Genomic DNA, 13,213 nt, shown 5'->3' with positions numbered 1-13,213 from the left:
TCCGGCGGCCTGACCATGACAATGGCGCAGCGCGACGCTGCAATCAAGCATGGTTAAGGACGGGCAGCCTTGCCTATGGGGCCGGAACGGTCAGCCTGCCAACCGCGTCCGGCCGATCGTCCCCTCCGGCAACGCCGCCTGCCGAACATAGGCACCGCGAAATTCGGGATGGGCGGTGAAATCGTCGCCCTGCCCGATCACCGTTTCGCCTGCACCCAATAGCAATACCGACCGGGCATGGCTGTGTCGGCCCAGCAGCCGCAGCACCGCTTGCCGCCGCTCCGGCGAGAAATAGAGCAGGACGTTGCGGCACAGGATAAGATCATATTCGCCGCTTGGTGCCTTGGCATCGAACAGGTTGTCGTGGCGGAAATCAATCATGCGGCGCAGTTCCGCACTAGCGCGCCAATCTTCGCCATGGGGTTCGAACCATTTGATGAGGTCGCCGACCGCCAAGCCGCGCTGAACGTCCATTTGCGAGAAAATGCCCGCGCGCGCCTGATCGATCGCCGCGGTCGAAATGTCCGTAGCCATGATCTCGATCCGCCAGCCGCTCCAGCGCGCGGCATCGTTGCGCAGGCGGATCGCCAGCGAATAGGCTTCCTGTCCGGTCGAACAGCCCGCGCTCCAGATGCGCAAGGTGCGATTGGACCGCTCCGCCTGGATTGCAGGCAGGATCTGACGATGGATCATGTCGAAGATCTGAAGGTCGCGAAAGAAGCTGCTTTCATTGTTGAGGAGCGCGTTGACCACATCTTCCTCCAGACTGGGATCGGCCTTGCGCGTCAACCGTCCGGCCAGCTCGTCCATGTCCGCCAGCTTATGCTGTCGCAACACCGGGCGCAGCGCTGTTTCCATCCGCCAGGCGCGCCCTTCGGACAAGGCCTGACCGGTGCGGGCTTCGAGCAGCGCCGCCAGAACGCGGGCTGCGCCTTCGAAGATGGCGGCCGGTTGCGCCATTTTCATGCGCCGACCCTGCCGCGTCGGGCGACGAAGTCCATCATCTGGTGGGGTTCCATCAAGGCGCAGGTCAGACCCGCGCCCGCCACTGATCCCGGCATGCCCCATACGACGCTGCTGGCTTCGTCCTGCGCCACGATCCAGCCGCCCGCTGCGACGATGTCGCGCGCGCCGACCGTGCCGTCCCGCCCCATACCGGTCAGCACGACCCCGGCTGCGCCCGCGCCATAGACCTCCGCCATGCTGGCGAACATCGGATCGACGCCGGGCAGGTTGCCCGCTGGCGTGCGTTCGGGATTGAGTTGCACCATGACCCGGCCGTGGAGGCCACGGCGTACCTGCAGATTAGCATCGCCCGGCGCGACATAGATGGTGTCGGGGAGCAAGATATCCCCGGTTTCAGCCACCTTCACCCGTAAGCTCGTCATGCGCATCAGTTGTTGCGCGAAATAGACGGTGAAGCTCGCGGGCAGATGCTGGGTCAGCAGCAGCGGCACCCCCATCGGCGCTGACAGGCCTTCGAACAATTGGCCCAGCGCATGGATACCGCCGGTGGAGGCGCCAATGCCCAGGCAAGCCAGCGGCTGAAGCGCGGGGCGCGCGACCGGCGGGACGACCGGTGCGGCGGACAGGACAGCCATGACGCGCTGGTCGAACAGGCGGTTGAGCCGGTCAATCAAGCCCTGGGAGAATTGGTCACCGAAACTGCCGCTGCCGGGCTTCGACACGATGTCACTGGCGCCAAGTGCCAGCGCTTCGACCGCCGCCGCGCTGCCTTCCTCGCACTTGCCCGACAGGATCGCGACCTTCACGTCGGCCTGCGCCTTCAATATCGCCGGGAGCGCGGCAAGGCCGCTCTGCCCCGGCAGTTCGATGTCGAGCAGGACCAGATCGACCGCATGATCGGCCAGATAGCCCAGGGCCAGTTCCGCGCTGTTGCTCTTGTGAACCACGCTATAGGCTGGCTCATTGTTGAGTATCCGCTCGATCACCGTGCGGACCACCACCGAATCATCGACGATCAGGGTGCGCACGGCACCCTGCTGTCTCCTTATATGGGTCATGATCGGCATGTTGACGGTCATCACGAGGCTTTCTGCACGAAGACGAAAAGGGTGGAGGTTACTCCCTGGATTGGAGTGCAGGCTGTCGGGCTAGATAACCCCGACGATCACCAATTTGCTTTCCAGCGTTTCGCGATCGAAAGGCTTCATCACATATTCGTCGGCCCCCGCCTCGACCGCAGCCTTGATATGGCTGATGCCATTTTCCGTGGTGCAGAAGATGATCTTGGGACGGGCGGTCATCTTGGCGGTCGTCAGGGCCTGCAGAAACTCCATCCCGCTCATCACCGGCATGTTCCAGTCGAGCAGGACCACGTCCGGCGCGGAGGCTTCGCACTGGGTCAGGGCGTCCTGTCCATCCACCGCTTCGGTGACGGACAGGTCGAGCGATTCGAGAATATGGCGGGCCACCTTGCGGATAACCTTCGAATCGTCGACGACCAGGCAGTTCTTCATGATGCGTCCCTTTGGAATTTATGGCCCGAAAATCGAGACCTAACGGGCAAAAGCGAGTTTTTGGTAAACGTGTTGGAAAACAGTTCAGGCCGCCTGGGCCTGGCAGCCGCCGTCGATGAAGCTGGCCAAGGACACCAGCAGCCAGGGATGACCATCCTGTTCCACGATGGCGCGGCCATAGGGTGCCCAGGCCCGGTCCAACTGACCGCGCAGCGGCAGTTCCCCCTCCGGCACGCGGCAGATGTCGGAGACGCTGTCGACCATCAGACCATAGCTGTGCCCGGCGATATTGGCGATGATGGCGAGGCCCGCGTCGCGGGTCGGCGAGGCCATCCCCTGGATCAAGGCGGCCGTATCGATGATCGTCAGCACCCGGCTGCGCAGCGCTGACAGGCCCGCGACATGCGCGCCCATGCCCGGCACCGGCGAAATTTCGGTCAGCTTGACCACCGCTTCCACCTCGTCGGTTTCCACCGCGATCCGGGTGCCCGCCAAAGTGGCGAAAAGATATAGTCGGTTCATGGCCCTATCCCTGTCCGGCGGTAATCGCCGCCATCAGTGCGTCCTGGTCATAGCGATAGATGCTGGCGTCGCGCGGCCCGGCGGCACGGGGCGAGGCGCGCAGTTGCACCACGCGGCATCCGGTCATCTCCGCCATGATTCCGGCGACTTTCGACCCTTCGCCATCATGGCATAGCAGCACGTCGCGCGGGTCGATCACGCCGTCTTCCGGCAGGCCCAGCACCACGTCGTGGCCCGCCTGCCGCAACAGCGGTGCCAATATCTCGCGGGTCCAGCCATCGTCCTCGGCGTCGGCCAGCAGGCAACGGCCGCCCTGGCCTTCGAACATGTCATAACCGGACAGCGAAGCGAACAGTGCAAACGGGTTTATCACCTCCAGATGCTCGCCTTCGATCACCGCGACGCCGCTCAGGATTCCGTGCATGGCGACCATGTCGGGGACCAACGGCATCTGGACGATGTCCAGCACGGCAGCGACCGGGTAGCAGGCTTCCTGCGTGCCATCGCGCAGGCGCAAAGCGGACACCTTGGCCCGATCGAACTGGGACAAGCCATTGACGACGGGGATTAATCGCCCATCGAGCCGGACATAGGCCTGGTCACCCGACCGGCCGAACAGCCCGATATCGATATCTTCGACCCGGTCGATCAGCGCCAGTTTGAGCAGCCGTTTTTCGCCGGTCATTTCCTCGAACCGCAGCGCCGCGACCATTTCGACCCCGGCGTTGGCGTCCGCCTGTTCCTCTGTCCGCCGTGCGGCCTGATCGTCCAGGATCGTGGGGAGCTGGGCCGCGCTGGCAATGCCCGCCGCGTCCAGCAGCAGCATCGGCTTGCCATTGTCCGGCAAAGTCATGCCAGCATAGACGCCAGTCGCCATGATCAATGGCGAGGCTGGCCGGATCACCAGTTCCTCATGATTGTCCACTGCGGCGACGCCCATCGCATAGGGTACGCCGCTGCCCGACCGCACCACCATGATGGCGCGGGGTCCGGCCTGCGCCGGTCGCTCCATGCCCAGCACATCCTCCAGCTCGATCATCGAATGCCGCACCCCGCGGATCGTGGCGATCTGTGCGCCGCCGATGCAGCTGATCTGGAGCATCGCATTGTTATCATGCAATATTTCGACAACGGCGGCGCGCGGGATGGCGAAATGCAGGCCGCCCGCCCGCACCACCAGCCCCGGAATGATGGTCAGCGTCAGCGGCACGCGCAGGGTGATGCACAGCCCCTGGCCCGGATGATTGTCGAGCGCGATGACGCCGCCGATCCGCTCCACATTGGCGCGCACCACATCCATGCCGACGCCGCGGCCGGAGATCGACGTCACTTGATCAGCGGTGGACAGTCCGGCGTGGAAGATCAGGTCCAGCTTGTCCGCCTCGGTCATCCGCGCCGCCGCTTCGGCGGTCAGGCGACCTGCGCCGATCGCCTTGTCCACCAGCCGCGCGGTGTCGATGCCTGCGCCATCGTCGCTGATAGTGATGACGATCTGATTGCCCGACTGGCGGGCCTCCACGCGTAGCGCGCCAGCTTCCGGCTTGCCGACCGCGCGACGCTGTTCGGGGGATTCGATGCCATGGTCGATGGCGTTGCGGACGATATGGGTGAGCGGGTCGACAACCATCTCCACCATTTCGCGGTCCATTTCGACATCGCCGCCCTCCAGCGTTAGGTCGATGCGTTTGCCCAGATCCCGGCCGAGATCGCGGACCATGCGCGGGATGGCAGCGAACAGCCGTTCGACCCGCTGCATCCGCGTCTTGGAAATCACGTCGCGCATGTCCGCGACGCAGGTCGACAGCCGTTCGAACACATTGTCGAGTTCAGGATCGGCGGATCGCTCGCGCAGTTTGCGCGACAATTCGTTGCGGGCCAGCACCATGTCCGACACGCCGTTCATCAACTGGTCGATGAGGCTCAAGGGCAGGCGGATGGTGCGTGGTCCAGCCTGTCCCGCTTGCCGGGCCACCGCGACCGGGGCCGCCTGCACCTGCGCCGCGGGCTGGTCCACTGGCGCGTTGAGCGCCGCGATCAGATAATCATCGTTTTCATTGGGGAGCGCCGCGCCCATGGCCACCGCTTCGGTCAGTTCGCCGATCCGGTCCATCAGGCCCAGTACCGCGCTCACCGTGGCGGGATCAGCGCCGCGCTTGCCTGCACGAATGTCCGCCAGCACATCTTCGGCAGCGTGGCTGAGCCGTTCGAACCTGGGCAGGTTGAGGAAGCCGCAACTGCCCTTGACCGTGTGGAAGAAACGGAAGATCGCATCGAGCCGGTCGCGGTCAGACGGGTCGGCTTCCCACGCCACGACCTCCCCAGCCAACGCTTCAAGCGTTTCCTGGGTTTCTGATATGAATTCCTGCAGTAACTCGTCCATTGCCATGGCCCCACCGATGCGCGCGACAGGCACCTTTGGCGGGACGTGGTTAAGGGGCCGTTAAAAGCCGGGACGCAGACGGCAAAAGGGGCGCCGTGACCATGTCACGACGCCCCTTCGCTTGAATGACGAGAGCAGATTACTGCTGGTCTTCGACCGCTTCTTCAGCCTTCTCGCCCGCTTCGCGGGTGGCGTCGGCCTTGTTTTCCAGCGCATCGGCAGCATTTTCAGCCGACATTTCGGCGTTGCCGGTCAGGTTGTCGGCCATGGCTTCCATATTGTCAGCCTGGTTGTCGAGGGCGTCCGCCTGATTTTCGTAAGCGTTCTCGACCTGGTTTTCCTTGGCGGAATCGCACGCTGCGAGCGCGACAAGGCTGGCGAGGCCAAGGACTTTGACGAAGGTTTTCACGGCGTTGTTCTCCTGTTGCGCCCCCTGGGGCTACCTACTTCGCAAGGCTTCCAGGCCGCACACGCAGCCTTCAGCCCTGACCGCGATCAACCGGTCGCGCCGGGGATGGTTCCCGTCGCAGTCTCGCTTCGTCGCATAAACGATTATTTTTTGAGGGAATCGCGGATTTCGCGCAGCAACATGATGTCTTCGGGCGTGGGCGCGGGTGCCGCAGCGGGGGCCTCTGCCTCCTGCTTGGCGGTCAGCCTGTTGACCAGTTTGACCAGCAGGAAGATGATGAAGGCCAGGATGACGAAATTGACCAGGACGGTCAGAAATTCGCCCCAGCCGAACATGGCGACCCCTGCCGCCTTTAGATCGGCATAGCTTTCGGGGTTGCCCTTAAACTCTGCGGGCAGATCACCCATACGGATGAAGTAGCCCGAAAAGTCGGCGCCGCCGAAAATATAGCCGACGACCGGCATGATCAGATCATCGGTCAGCGATTTGGTGATGGTCGCAAACGCACCACCGATGATGACGCCGACAGCCAGGTCCATCACATTGCCGCGATTGATGAAAGTCTTGAATTCCGAAAGCAGCCCCATGGTTTAAGCCCTTTTACTATCTGCGATAATATATGCATGGCCCGTTGCGCGGATCAGTTCAACGCCCTATTTCCAGCAGCGAAACAATCGCCAAGGATGTCCCATGACGCGCCTGCGCCGCTTCTCCACCTTTCTGCTGCCGCTCCTTGGGGCGTTCGCCCTGTCCGCGTGCGGTATCAACAGTGTTCCCACGGCCGAGGAAGAGGCGAAGGCCAAATGGGCCGACGTGCAGGCGCAATATCAGCGCCGCTCCAACCTGGTCGGCAATCTGGTCGCGACGGTGAAGGCGGCCGGCAAGCAGGAGCAGGACACGCTGGTCCAGGTGACCGAAGCGCGGGCCAAGGCCACGTCGGTACAGGTCAATGCCGAGGATTTGTCCGACCCCGCCAAGGTCGCGCAGTTCCAGGCGGCACAGGCGCAGTTGAGCCAGGGGCTTGGCCGCCTGCTCGCCTCGGTCGAGGCCTATCCCGACCTGAAGAGCAATGAGAATTTCCTGCAGTTGCAGTCGCAGCTGGAAGGCACCGAGAACCGTATCGCCGTCGCCATCCGCGACTATAATGGCGCGGTGCAGGCCTATAATACCCGTATCCGCACCTTCCCCGATGCCATCGGCGCAAAGATCATCCATGGCGCCAAGCCAATGGCACCGTTCCAGGCGACCACCCCCGGCGCGGAAGAAGCCCCCAAGGTCGATTTCGGTAATTGAGCATCGGAACCATGCTTTCCTTTCCGTTCGGCCTGAGCCTGTCGAAGGCCCCTTCCCTTCGTTGGGGAGGAGTATCGACAGACCTGCTCCGCACGGCACTCTCTGGCCTGTTCCTCCTCCTTCTCCTCGCCCTCGCCCCGGCGGTGTGGGCACAGGATTTTCCTAAGTTCGATGACAAGGGCGTGGTCGATGCCGCCAACCTGCTCGATCCGGCGCAGGAACAGGCGCTTAGTCAGACGCTGATCGCGCAGAAGCAAGCCAGCGGGCGTTCGCTGGTGGTGGCGACCATAGCCGATCTGCAAGGCTATGATATTGCCGACTATGGCTATCGGCTTGGTCGCGCCTGGGGCATTGGCGACAAGGACAGCAATGGCGCGTTGCTGATCATTGCGCCCAATGATCGCAAGGTACGGATCGAGGTCGGCTATGGCCTGGAGGGCACACTGACCGACGCGCTTTCCTCGCAGATCATCCGCAATGCCATCACCCCGCGCTTCAAGGCGGGCGACATGCCCGGCGGCATCGCGGCGGGCGTGGAGCAGATCACCGCCTTGCTCGCTTTGCCGCCCGAAGAAGCCAAGGCCCGCGCGGCGGCCGCAGAAACCGAAGCGCGGTCGGCTGATCGCGGCGGCAGTGCGATATTGGGTTTGTGGCCGATAGCGTTCATCATCCTCTTCATCGCCATGCGGCTCATGTCGCGCGGCACCGGCGGGGGCGGCGGGAAGCGCTATCGCCGGGGCGGTAGCAGCATGCCGATCATCATATGGGGTCCGGGTGCTGGCGGGTCCGGCTGGGGGTCGGGCGGCGGCTCTAGTTGGGGCGGTGGTGGTGGCTTTGGCGGCGGCGGCGGCTTTTCGGGCGGCGGCAGCTTCGGCGGCGGCGGCGCGTCGGGGGACTGGTGATGCAGCTTAACCTTAGCCAGGCCGACCATGACCTCGTTTCCGCCGCGGTCGCGGAAACCGAAGCGCTAACGTCGGGCGAGATCGTGACCATCGTCGCACGTCGATCGGACGCCTATCATGATGTCGGCTTGATCTGGGCCGTGGCGGCAGTGTTTCTGACACTGGGCTGGTTCGCGACCTTCCCCGACCATCTGCGCGATCTGTCTGCGATGCTGTTACGCGACTGGGAGCATGAGGTTGCCGACTGGAAATTGCTGACCGTGTTGCTGGGCGACCTGCTGCTCAATTTCCTGGTTGTTCGCTATCTGTTGGCGATACCGGCGCTGCGGATGCTTGCCACGCCGCGCGCGACCAAGGCGCGTCGCGTGCGCCGCCGCGCCATCCTGCTGTTCCGCTCTGCGGTCGAGGCGCGCACCCATGGCCGCACCGGCGTTCTCCTCTATCTTTCGCTCGACGAACATCGGGCCGAGCTGGTGGCTGACCGCGCGATCAACGACAAGGTCGCGCCCGAAGCCTGGGGCGAGGCCATGGCGGCCCTGATCGAAGCGATCCGCGATGGGCGACCCGGCGAAGGGCTGGCGGCCGAAGTGCGGCAGGTCGGCGCGATCTTGGCGACGCATTTCCCGCGCGCGCAGGATGACATCAACGAATTGCCCGACAGGCTAATCGAATTATGATCGACCCGGATCGCGATGCGCCCGAAGAGGTGATGTGGCAGGGCCGCTTCATCACTGCCAAACAGCGCGGCAAATGGGAATATGTGGGGCGCGCGCGCGGCATCCAGGCGGCCGTGATCCTGGCGATCGAGGACGGCCATGTCCTGCTGGTCGATCAATATCGCGTGCCTTTGGGTCGCCGCTGCATCGAACTGCCTGCTGGCTTGGTCGGCGACGAGACGGCGGGTGAAGACCCCGGCATCGCCGCCGCGCGCGAGTTGGAGGAGGAGACCGGCTACCGCCCCGCCGGGCTCGAATCGCTCGGCCAGTTTTTCAGCTCGCCCGGCATGGTGTCGGAGAGCTTCACGCTGTTCCGCGCCCATGGGCTGGTGAAGACCGGCGACGGCGGCGGTGTGGAGGGCGAGGATATTATCGTCCACCGCATCCCCCTCGCCACCCTGGCGGACCAGATCGCGGAGTGGCGCGCGCAGGGCTATGCGATGGACGTCAAGCTGCTGCTGTTACTGGGCGCGGGGATGATGGCTTAGGCCACCCGATACCAGTCGGCCACGCGCTCCAGGGCGAGGGTTAGCACCAGCTTGCCTGCGCGGCTCGGCCAGCCCAACGCTTTTTCCGCTGCGGCAAGGCCTTCGCCCGCACAGACCACACGCCATAATATGTCGGCGAGGCCAGGCCCGGCGGCCGTGATCGCGCCATCGAAACGGTCGCGCGCCGACAGCTGCGCGCTGGTGGGGTCGGGCGTTCGTCCCGGTCCGCGCCGTCCGCCCTCGCGCGGGGCCGCGTCCCAGCACATCGTCACCCGTGCGCCAAGGCCCGCTTTCTCCCAGTCGGCGCGGAGGCGCTCGCCCGCCAGATATTGGCGTTCGCTCACATGGCCGCGCGCATGCAGCCAGGCGAGCGGGGATTCGCCGAGATTGACCATCACCCGCTGCGCCCGGCCATCGGGGCCTTCGATCGTCTGTTCGATATGCGTTACGGCCATCACCACCTCCTGCTGCCCAAGAATCGGAAGAGCCGCTCTTGCCATGGGGGATCATTTGTAGGAAAGAGAAAACCAAATAGGTTACTATAGAGGCGTGGGATGATCACCCGTATCCGCGAAGTCCGCAAGGCGAAGGGACTGACACTCGAACAGGTGGGCGCGCTGTGCGACCCGCCGACCACGGCGCAGACGATCGGGCGGCTGGAGACGGGCACGCGCACCGTATCGGTCAAATGGCTCAATCGTATCGCGCTGGCGCTGGGCGTCACCACGTCCGAACTGGTGGCGCTGCCGGGGCAGGCCGAAGTGCCGGTTGCCGCGTTGCTTGGCCCGGATGGCGTGCGTGCGCCGACCCGGCCGCTCGCCTTCCCCTCGCCCGCGCCCAGCGACGGCATGGTGGGCGTGCATGTCAGCGCCAGCATCGGCGATTATCGCAGCGGCGACGCGATCTGGTGCCGCCGCATCGGACCGGAAGACTTTGCCAGCGCGCTCAACCGCGACATTCTTTTCCCGCGTCCCGCCGGGCGCTTCCTGTTCGGGCGGCTGATCGGGCGGGAGGGCGACCGGTTGCAACTGCTGCCGCTGGGGTCGGGCGCGCGGCAATTGGTGCTGACTGACCCGCCATGGGCCGCAGTCGCCGTGCAACTCGTCCGGCGGCTCTAGTCAAAAGCACAAGCGCCGCTTAACCCGATGGCAATGGCTGATCCGCGAAAGACAAGACCATGACGCTCAACGTCCTCATGCTATCGACCCTCTTTCCCGATATCAGCCGCCCCAATTTCGGCGTGTTCGTGGAACGACAGGCGCGCGAACTGGCCAGCCGGGCGGAGGCGACGGTCACCGTCGTCGCACCGGTCGGCCTGCCGCCATGGCCATTGTCGCTCAGCGCCCGCTATGCGCCGCTGCGCGCGCTGCCGCGCAAGGAACGCTGGCGGGAACTGACCGTCTATCGTCCGACCTTTCCGATCATCCCCAAATTCGGCGGGCGCACCAATGTCATCACCATGACGCGCGCCATCCTGCCGCTGGTGCGCCGCCTGCACGCGCAGACGCCGTTCGATGTGATCGATGCCAGCTTCTTCTTCCCCGATGGGCCAGTGGCGCAGCGGCTGTCGAAGGCGCTCGGCATTCCCTATTCCGTCAAGGCGCGCGGCGCGGATATTCACCATTGGGGCACGCAGCGCAGCACCCGCAAGATGGTGCGTGCCGCAGGCGATCAGGCGGCGGGGCTGCTCGCCGTGTCGGACGCGATGCGCCGGTCGATGGCGCGGATGGGGATGGATGCCGACAAGATCCGGGTCCATTATACCGGGGTCGATCTCGACACGTTCGAATTGTCCGATCGCGCGGCAGCGAAGGAAGCGCTCGATTTCAGCGGGCCGGTGGTGCTGTGCGTCGGCGCGCTGATCCCGCGCAAGGGGCAGGAACTGCTGGTTCGCGCCTTGCCCGCATTGCCCGACGTCACGTTGTTGCTGGCGGGTCAGGGACAATATCGGCGGACGCTGGAAAATCTGGCGCTGGAGCTGGGCGTGGAGCGCCGCGTCGGTTTCTTAGGGTCGGTACCGCATCACAAATTGCCGCGCATCTTTGCTGCGGCCGATGTGATGGCGCTGCCATCGGCTTCCGAAGGCCTCGCCAATGCCTGGGTCGAATCGCTCGCCTGCGGCACGCCGATTGTGATCAGCGACGTGGGCGGCGCGCGCGAATTGCTCGATCGGCCCGAAGCCGGGCAAATTGTCGATCGCGATCCGCAAGCCATCGCGGCGGCCATCCGCGCCATCCTCGATGATCCGCCCGCGCCGGAAAAGGTGCGCGAGGCCGCGCTGCGCTTCACCTGGGCCGCCAATGGCGACGCGCTCCTGGCGCATCTTCAGGGGATCGCGGCCTCGGCCTGACCCGCGATCGGCAGGAGGCGCGCGCGGCCGTCGGACGTCGGGAAATGCCCGCCGTCGAACGGCACCTCGCCCCAGCGCCACGGCGTCAATTCGGCATAGGCGGGGTTGGAAATGGGCGCATGGCGACGCAGGTTGAGCAGGCGCGCGCCATCATTGCGATAGGCGGTCAGCCGACCATGCTCGCGATAGATATCGGCGGGCTGTTCATAATGGAAGGCGTCGCCCCAGCCCATCGCCTGCGCCACCCGCGTCAGTATCCACCAGTCGGGCCGCGCTTCGCCGGGCAGGTCGAACAGGCGCCGTTGTCGGCTGACGAGCCGGTCCAGCCCTGTCACTGTGCCATCCTTTTCGATCCAGTTTGCCGATGGGAGACATAGGGTCCAGCCGTCGTCGGCTTCGTCCGCGCGATCGGTCGATCGGATCGACAGTGGGACTGTGGCTTGCGCGGCGCGCAGCCAGTCCGCCGCGCCGTCATCCGCACCGATGCTCCACAGCGCCCGCACCTGTCCGTCGCGCATGGCGTCGAGCAGCGCTGCGTCCTCCAGTCCCGGCTGTTCCACCAACTGTCGTGCGCCCCAGAAGCGCGCGACATTGGCCCGCACGGGGTCGGAAAAATCGCCATGCGCCGCGAGATCGTCAGCGTGACAGCCCACTTCGCGCGCACCCATACCGTTGGCCCCGGATGGCAGTGCAAAGGGGTTTGCCCCCGGTCGCCCGATCCGTCCCGTCAGCAGATGCAGGTTGATCGTTGCCGCCGCCACATCCGCGCCCGCCGCCTCACCGAAAAGGGTCACCAGCCGATCGACCGGGCCGATCGCATCGTAGAAATCGCGCACCTGTCCCGGCTCGATCCCGCAGGCCCGCGCCACCGACCAGAGATCATGGCCGGGGACGAGCCGATCCCGAAAGCCATCCGGCACGGTCACATGCGCGGCCACGAAGTCGGCGTCGATCAGGCCGCCATCGATGCTGTGCAGCAGCCACCCCGCGAGCAAGCGGGCGACGCTCCCTGCGCGCGCTGGCAATTGCATGTCGGCTTCGATCCCCGTGCCCAGCACCACGAGCCGCGTGCCGCGCGTCGTCCACGCCTCCTGCACCCGCTCCAACAAGAGCGGATGCGCCAGCAACGCGGGCACGTCGGCGATCAGGATCAGGTCGGCGCGGTCGATATCCTCCAGCGTGGCGGGCATCACATCTTCGCCATAGGCGGCGCGCTGCACGCCGCCGATCACGCCGCGCCAGGGGGCATGGATATGGGCGGAACCCAAAAAGCCCTTCATCAACTTGTTGGCGACATAATAATCCTCGGTCAGCAAGCCGCCGCCGACATGCAGCGCCACGCTGCCCGGCCCATGACGCGCCTGCACGGCGGCTAACCGCCGCGCAATCTGCGTGACAGCCTTGTCCCATGTCGCCCGCTTGCCCTCGACCAGCGGATGCAACAGTCGTCCTTCCATGTCCGCCATGGCCGTCAGCGCATCCGCGCCTTCGCACAACTGGCCAGCATTGGCGGGATGCGCCTTGTCGCCCTCGATCCGCAGGTCGCGATCAGTGCCGGTCATCGCCCGCACGCCGCAACCCATGCCACACTGGCCGCACAGGCTCCTGACGATCGCCATCTCAGCGTGGATTCCGGTTGCGAACGCTCATAGGCCGCGTCCTAGCCGATCAGG

The 13,213-nt window shown here is 65.1% G+C and carries 15 protein-coding genes; 6 read left to right on the top strand and 9 right to left on the bottom strand.

The genetic code is table 11. The annotated features are described in order from the left end of the window. Positions 1–90: 90 nt before the first annotated feature. The 7 genes from BSY17_RS15140 to mscL form a co-directional block, all read right to left on the bottom strand. A complete protein-coding gene (locus BSY17_RS15140) occupies positions 91–966 on the bottom strand; it encodes a CheR family methyltransferase (protein WP_069066104.1) in 876 nt (291 codons plus the stop codon). Further along, positions 963–2,045 carry a chemotaxis protein CheB gene (locus tag BSY17_RS15135; RefSeq protein WP_069066103.1) on the bottom strand — a complete coding sequence of 361 codons (1,083 nt, stop codon included), beginning with the start codon at positions 2,043–2,045 and terminating at the stop codon, positions 963–965. Before BSY17_RS15135 ends, BSY17_RS15140 begins: the two co-directional genes overlap by 4 nt. Positions 2,046–2,114: 69 nt before the next feature. Next, entirely contained in the window at positions 2,115–2,480 is a 366-nt protein-coding gene (locus tag BSY17_RS15130) for a response regulator (RefSeq protein WP_037475370.1), read from the bottom strand. Positions 2,481–2,564: 84 nt separating this feature from the next. Beyond that, entirely contained in the window at positions 2,565–3,002 is a 438-nt protein-coding gene (locus tag BSY17_RS15125; RefSeq protein WP_037475373.1) for a chemotaxis protein CheW, read from the bottom strand. 4 nt (positions 3,003–3,006) lie between these two features. Continuing rightward, positions 3,007–5,382, bottom strand: coding sequence for a chemotaxis protein CheA (locus BSY17_RS15120; RefSeq protein ID WP_069066102.1), 2,376 nt, complete (start codon positions 5,380–5,382; stop codon positions 3,007–3,009). Between the two features lie 139 nt (positions 5,383–5,521). Then, the gene (locus tag BSY17_RS15115) at positions 5,522–5,791 is read right to left on the bottom strand and encodes a hypothetical protein (RefSeq protein WP_037475378.1); all 270 of its coding nucleotides are present in this window, start codon (positions 5,789–5,791) and stop codon (positions 5,522–5,524) included. 143 nt (positions 5,792–5,934) lie between these two features. Next, positions 5,935–6,378: a large conductance mechanosensitive channel protein MscL gene (gene mscL / locus BSY17_RS15110; protein WP_037475380.1), complete on the bottom strand. Its 444-nt coding sequence runs from the start codon at positions 6,376–6,378 to the stop codon at positions 5,935–5,937. A gap of 103 nt (positions 6,379–6,481) precedes the next feature. On the opposite strand from mscL, the gene BSY17_RS15105 reads away from it, so the two are divergent. The 4 genes from BSY17_RS15105 to BSY17_RS15090 are packed head-to-tail and all read left to right on the top strand — an operon-like array spanning position 6,482 to position 9,190. Beyond that, a complete protein-coding gene (locus BSY17_RS15105; RefSeq protein ID WP_069066101.1) occupies positions 6,482–7,084 on the top strand; it encodes a LemA family protein in 603 nt (200 codons plus the stop codon). Positions 7,085–7,095: 11 nt separating this feature from the next. Then, a complete protein-coding gene (locus tag BSY17_RS15100) occupies positions 7,096–7,986 on the top strand; it encodes a TPM domain-containing protein (RefSeq protein ID WP_083217134.1) in 891 nt (296 codons plus the stop codon). Further along, positions 7,986–8,663, top strand: a complete 678-nt coding sequence (locus tag BSY17_RS15095) for a TPM domain-containing protein (RefSeq protein ID WP_069066100.1) — start codon at positions 7,986–7,988, stop codon at positions 8,661–8,663. The genes BSY17_RS15100 and BSY17_RS15095 overlap by 1 nt, the downstream gene beginning before the upstream one ends. Next, complete coding sequence (locus BSY17_RS15090; RefSeq protein WP_069066099.1) at positions 8,660–9,190, top strand: NUDIX hydrolase; 531 nt, start codon at positions 8,660–8,662, stop codon at positions 9,188–9,190. The genes BSY17_RS15095 and BSY17_RS15090 overlap by 4 nt, the downstream gene beginning before the upstream one ends. Here BSY17_RS15090 and BSY17_RS15085 read toward each other — a convergent pair. After that, positions 9,187–9,645: a DUF6456 domain-containing protein gene (locus BSY17_RS15085; RefSeq protein WP_069067012.1), complete on the bottom strand. Its 459-nt coding sequence runs from the start codon at positions 9,643–9,645 to the stop codon at positions 9,187–9,189. The genes BSY17_RS15090 and BSY17_RS15085 overlap by 4 nt on opposite strands. A gap of 99 nt (positions 9,646–9,744) precedes the next feature. Here BSY17_RS15085 and BSY17_RS15080 point away from each other — a divergent pair, with 99 nt between their 5' ends. Both BSY17_RS15080 and BSY17_RS15075 read left to right on the top strand, forming a co-directional pair. Beyond that, positions 9,745–10,308 carry a helix-turn-helix domain-containing protein gene (locus BSY17_RS15080; RefSeq protein WP_069066098.1) on the top strand — a complete coding sequence of 188 codons (564 nt, stop codon included), beginning with the start codon at positions 9,745–9,747 and terminating at the stop codon, positions 10,306–10,308. Between the two features lie 59 nt (positions 10,309–10,367). Beyond that, the gene (locus BSY17_RS15075) at positions 10,368–11,540 is read left to right on the top strand and encodes a glycosyltransferase (RefSeq protein ID WP_069066097.1); all 1,173 of its coding nucleotides are present in this window, start codon (positions 10,368–10,370) and stop codon (positions 11,538–11,540) included. On the opposite strand, the gene BSY17_RS15070 is transcribed toward BSY17_RS15075, so the two are convergent. Next, the gene (locus BSY17_RS15070) at positions 11,516–13,159 is read right to left on the bottom strand and encodes a molybdopterin oxidoreductase family protein (protein ID WP_069066096.1); all 1,644 of its coding nucleotides are present in this window, start codon (positions 13,157–13,159) and stop codon (positions 11,516–11,518) included. The genes BSY17_RS15075 and BSY17_RS15070 overlap by 25 nt on opposite strands. Between the last annotated feature and the right edge of the window lie 54 nt (positions 13,160–13,213).

The sequence above is a fragment of the Sphingobium sp. RAC03 genome (assembly GCF_001713415.1).
Classification (GTDB): domain Bacteria; phylum Pseudomonadota; class Alphaproteobacteria; order Sphingomonadales; family Sphingomonadaceae; genus Sphingobium.
This window is presented reverse-complemented; position numbering and strand designations above follow the sequence as displayed.

Excerpts from the sequence above, each read along its gene's own strand:
- BSY17_RS15070 (WP_069066096.1), bottom strand. The coding sequence starts at position 13,159 with ATGGCGATCGTCAGGAGCCTGTGCGGCCAGTGTGGCATGGGTTGCGGC.
- mscL (WP_037475380.1), bottom strand. The coding sequence starts at position 6,378 with ATGGGGCTGCTTTCGGAATTCAAGACTTTCATCAATCGCGGCAATGTG.
- BSY17_RS15125 (WP_037475373.1), bottom strand. The coding sequence starts at position 3,002 with ATGAACCGACTATATCTTTTCGCCACTTTGGCGGGCACCCGGATCGCG.
- BSY17_RS15100 (WP_083217134.1), top strand. The coding sequence starts at position 7,096 with ATGCTTTCCTTTCCGTTCGGCCTGAGCCTGTCGAAGGCCCCTTCCCTT.
- BSY17_RS15140 (WP_069066104.1), bottom strand. The coding sequence starts at position 966 with ATGAAAATGGCGCAACCGGCCGCCATCTTCGAAGGCGCAGCCCGCGTT.
- BSY17_RS15085 (WP_069067012.1), bottom strand. The coding sequence starts at position 9,645 with ATGGCCGTAACGCATATCGAACAGACGATCGAAGGCCCCGATGGCCGG.
- BSY17_RS15105 (WP_069066101.1), top strand. The coding sequence starts at position 6,482 with ATGACGCGCCTGCGCCGCTTCTCCACCTTTCTGCTGCCGCTCCTTGGG.
- BSY17_RS15130 (WP_037475370.1), bottom strand. The coding sequence starts at position 2,480 with ATGAAGAACTGCCTGGTCGTCGACGATTCGAAGGTTATCCGCAAGGTG.
- BSY17_RS15120 (WP_069066102.1), bottom strand. The coding sequence starts at position 5,382 with ATGGACGAGTTACTGCAGGAATTCATATCAGAAACCCAGGAAACGCTT.
- BSY17_RS15090 (WP_069066099.1), top strand. The coding sequence starts at position 8,660 with ATGATCGACCCGGATCGCGATGCGCCCGAAGAGGTGATGTGGCAGGGC.
- BSY17_RS15095 (WP_069066100.1), top strand. The coding sequence starts at position 7,986 with ATGCAGCTTAACCTTAGCCAGGCCGACCATGACCTCGTTTCCGCCGCG.
- BSY17_RS15075 (WP_069066097.1), top strand. The coding sequence starts at position 10,368 with ATGACGCTCAACGTCCTCATGCTATCGACCCTCTTTCCCGATATCAGC.
- BSY17_RS15080 (WP_069066098.1), top strand. The coding sequence starts at position 9,745 with ATGATCACCCGTATCCGCGAAGTCCGCAAGGCGAAGGGACTGACACTC.
- BSY17_RS15135 (WP_069066103.1), bottom strand. The coding sequence starts at position 2,045 with ATGACCGTCAACATGCCGATCATGACCCATATAAGGAGACAGCAGGGT.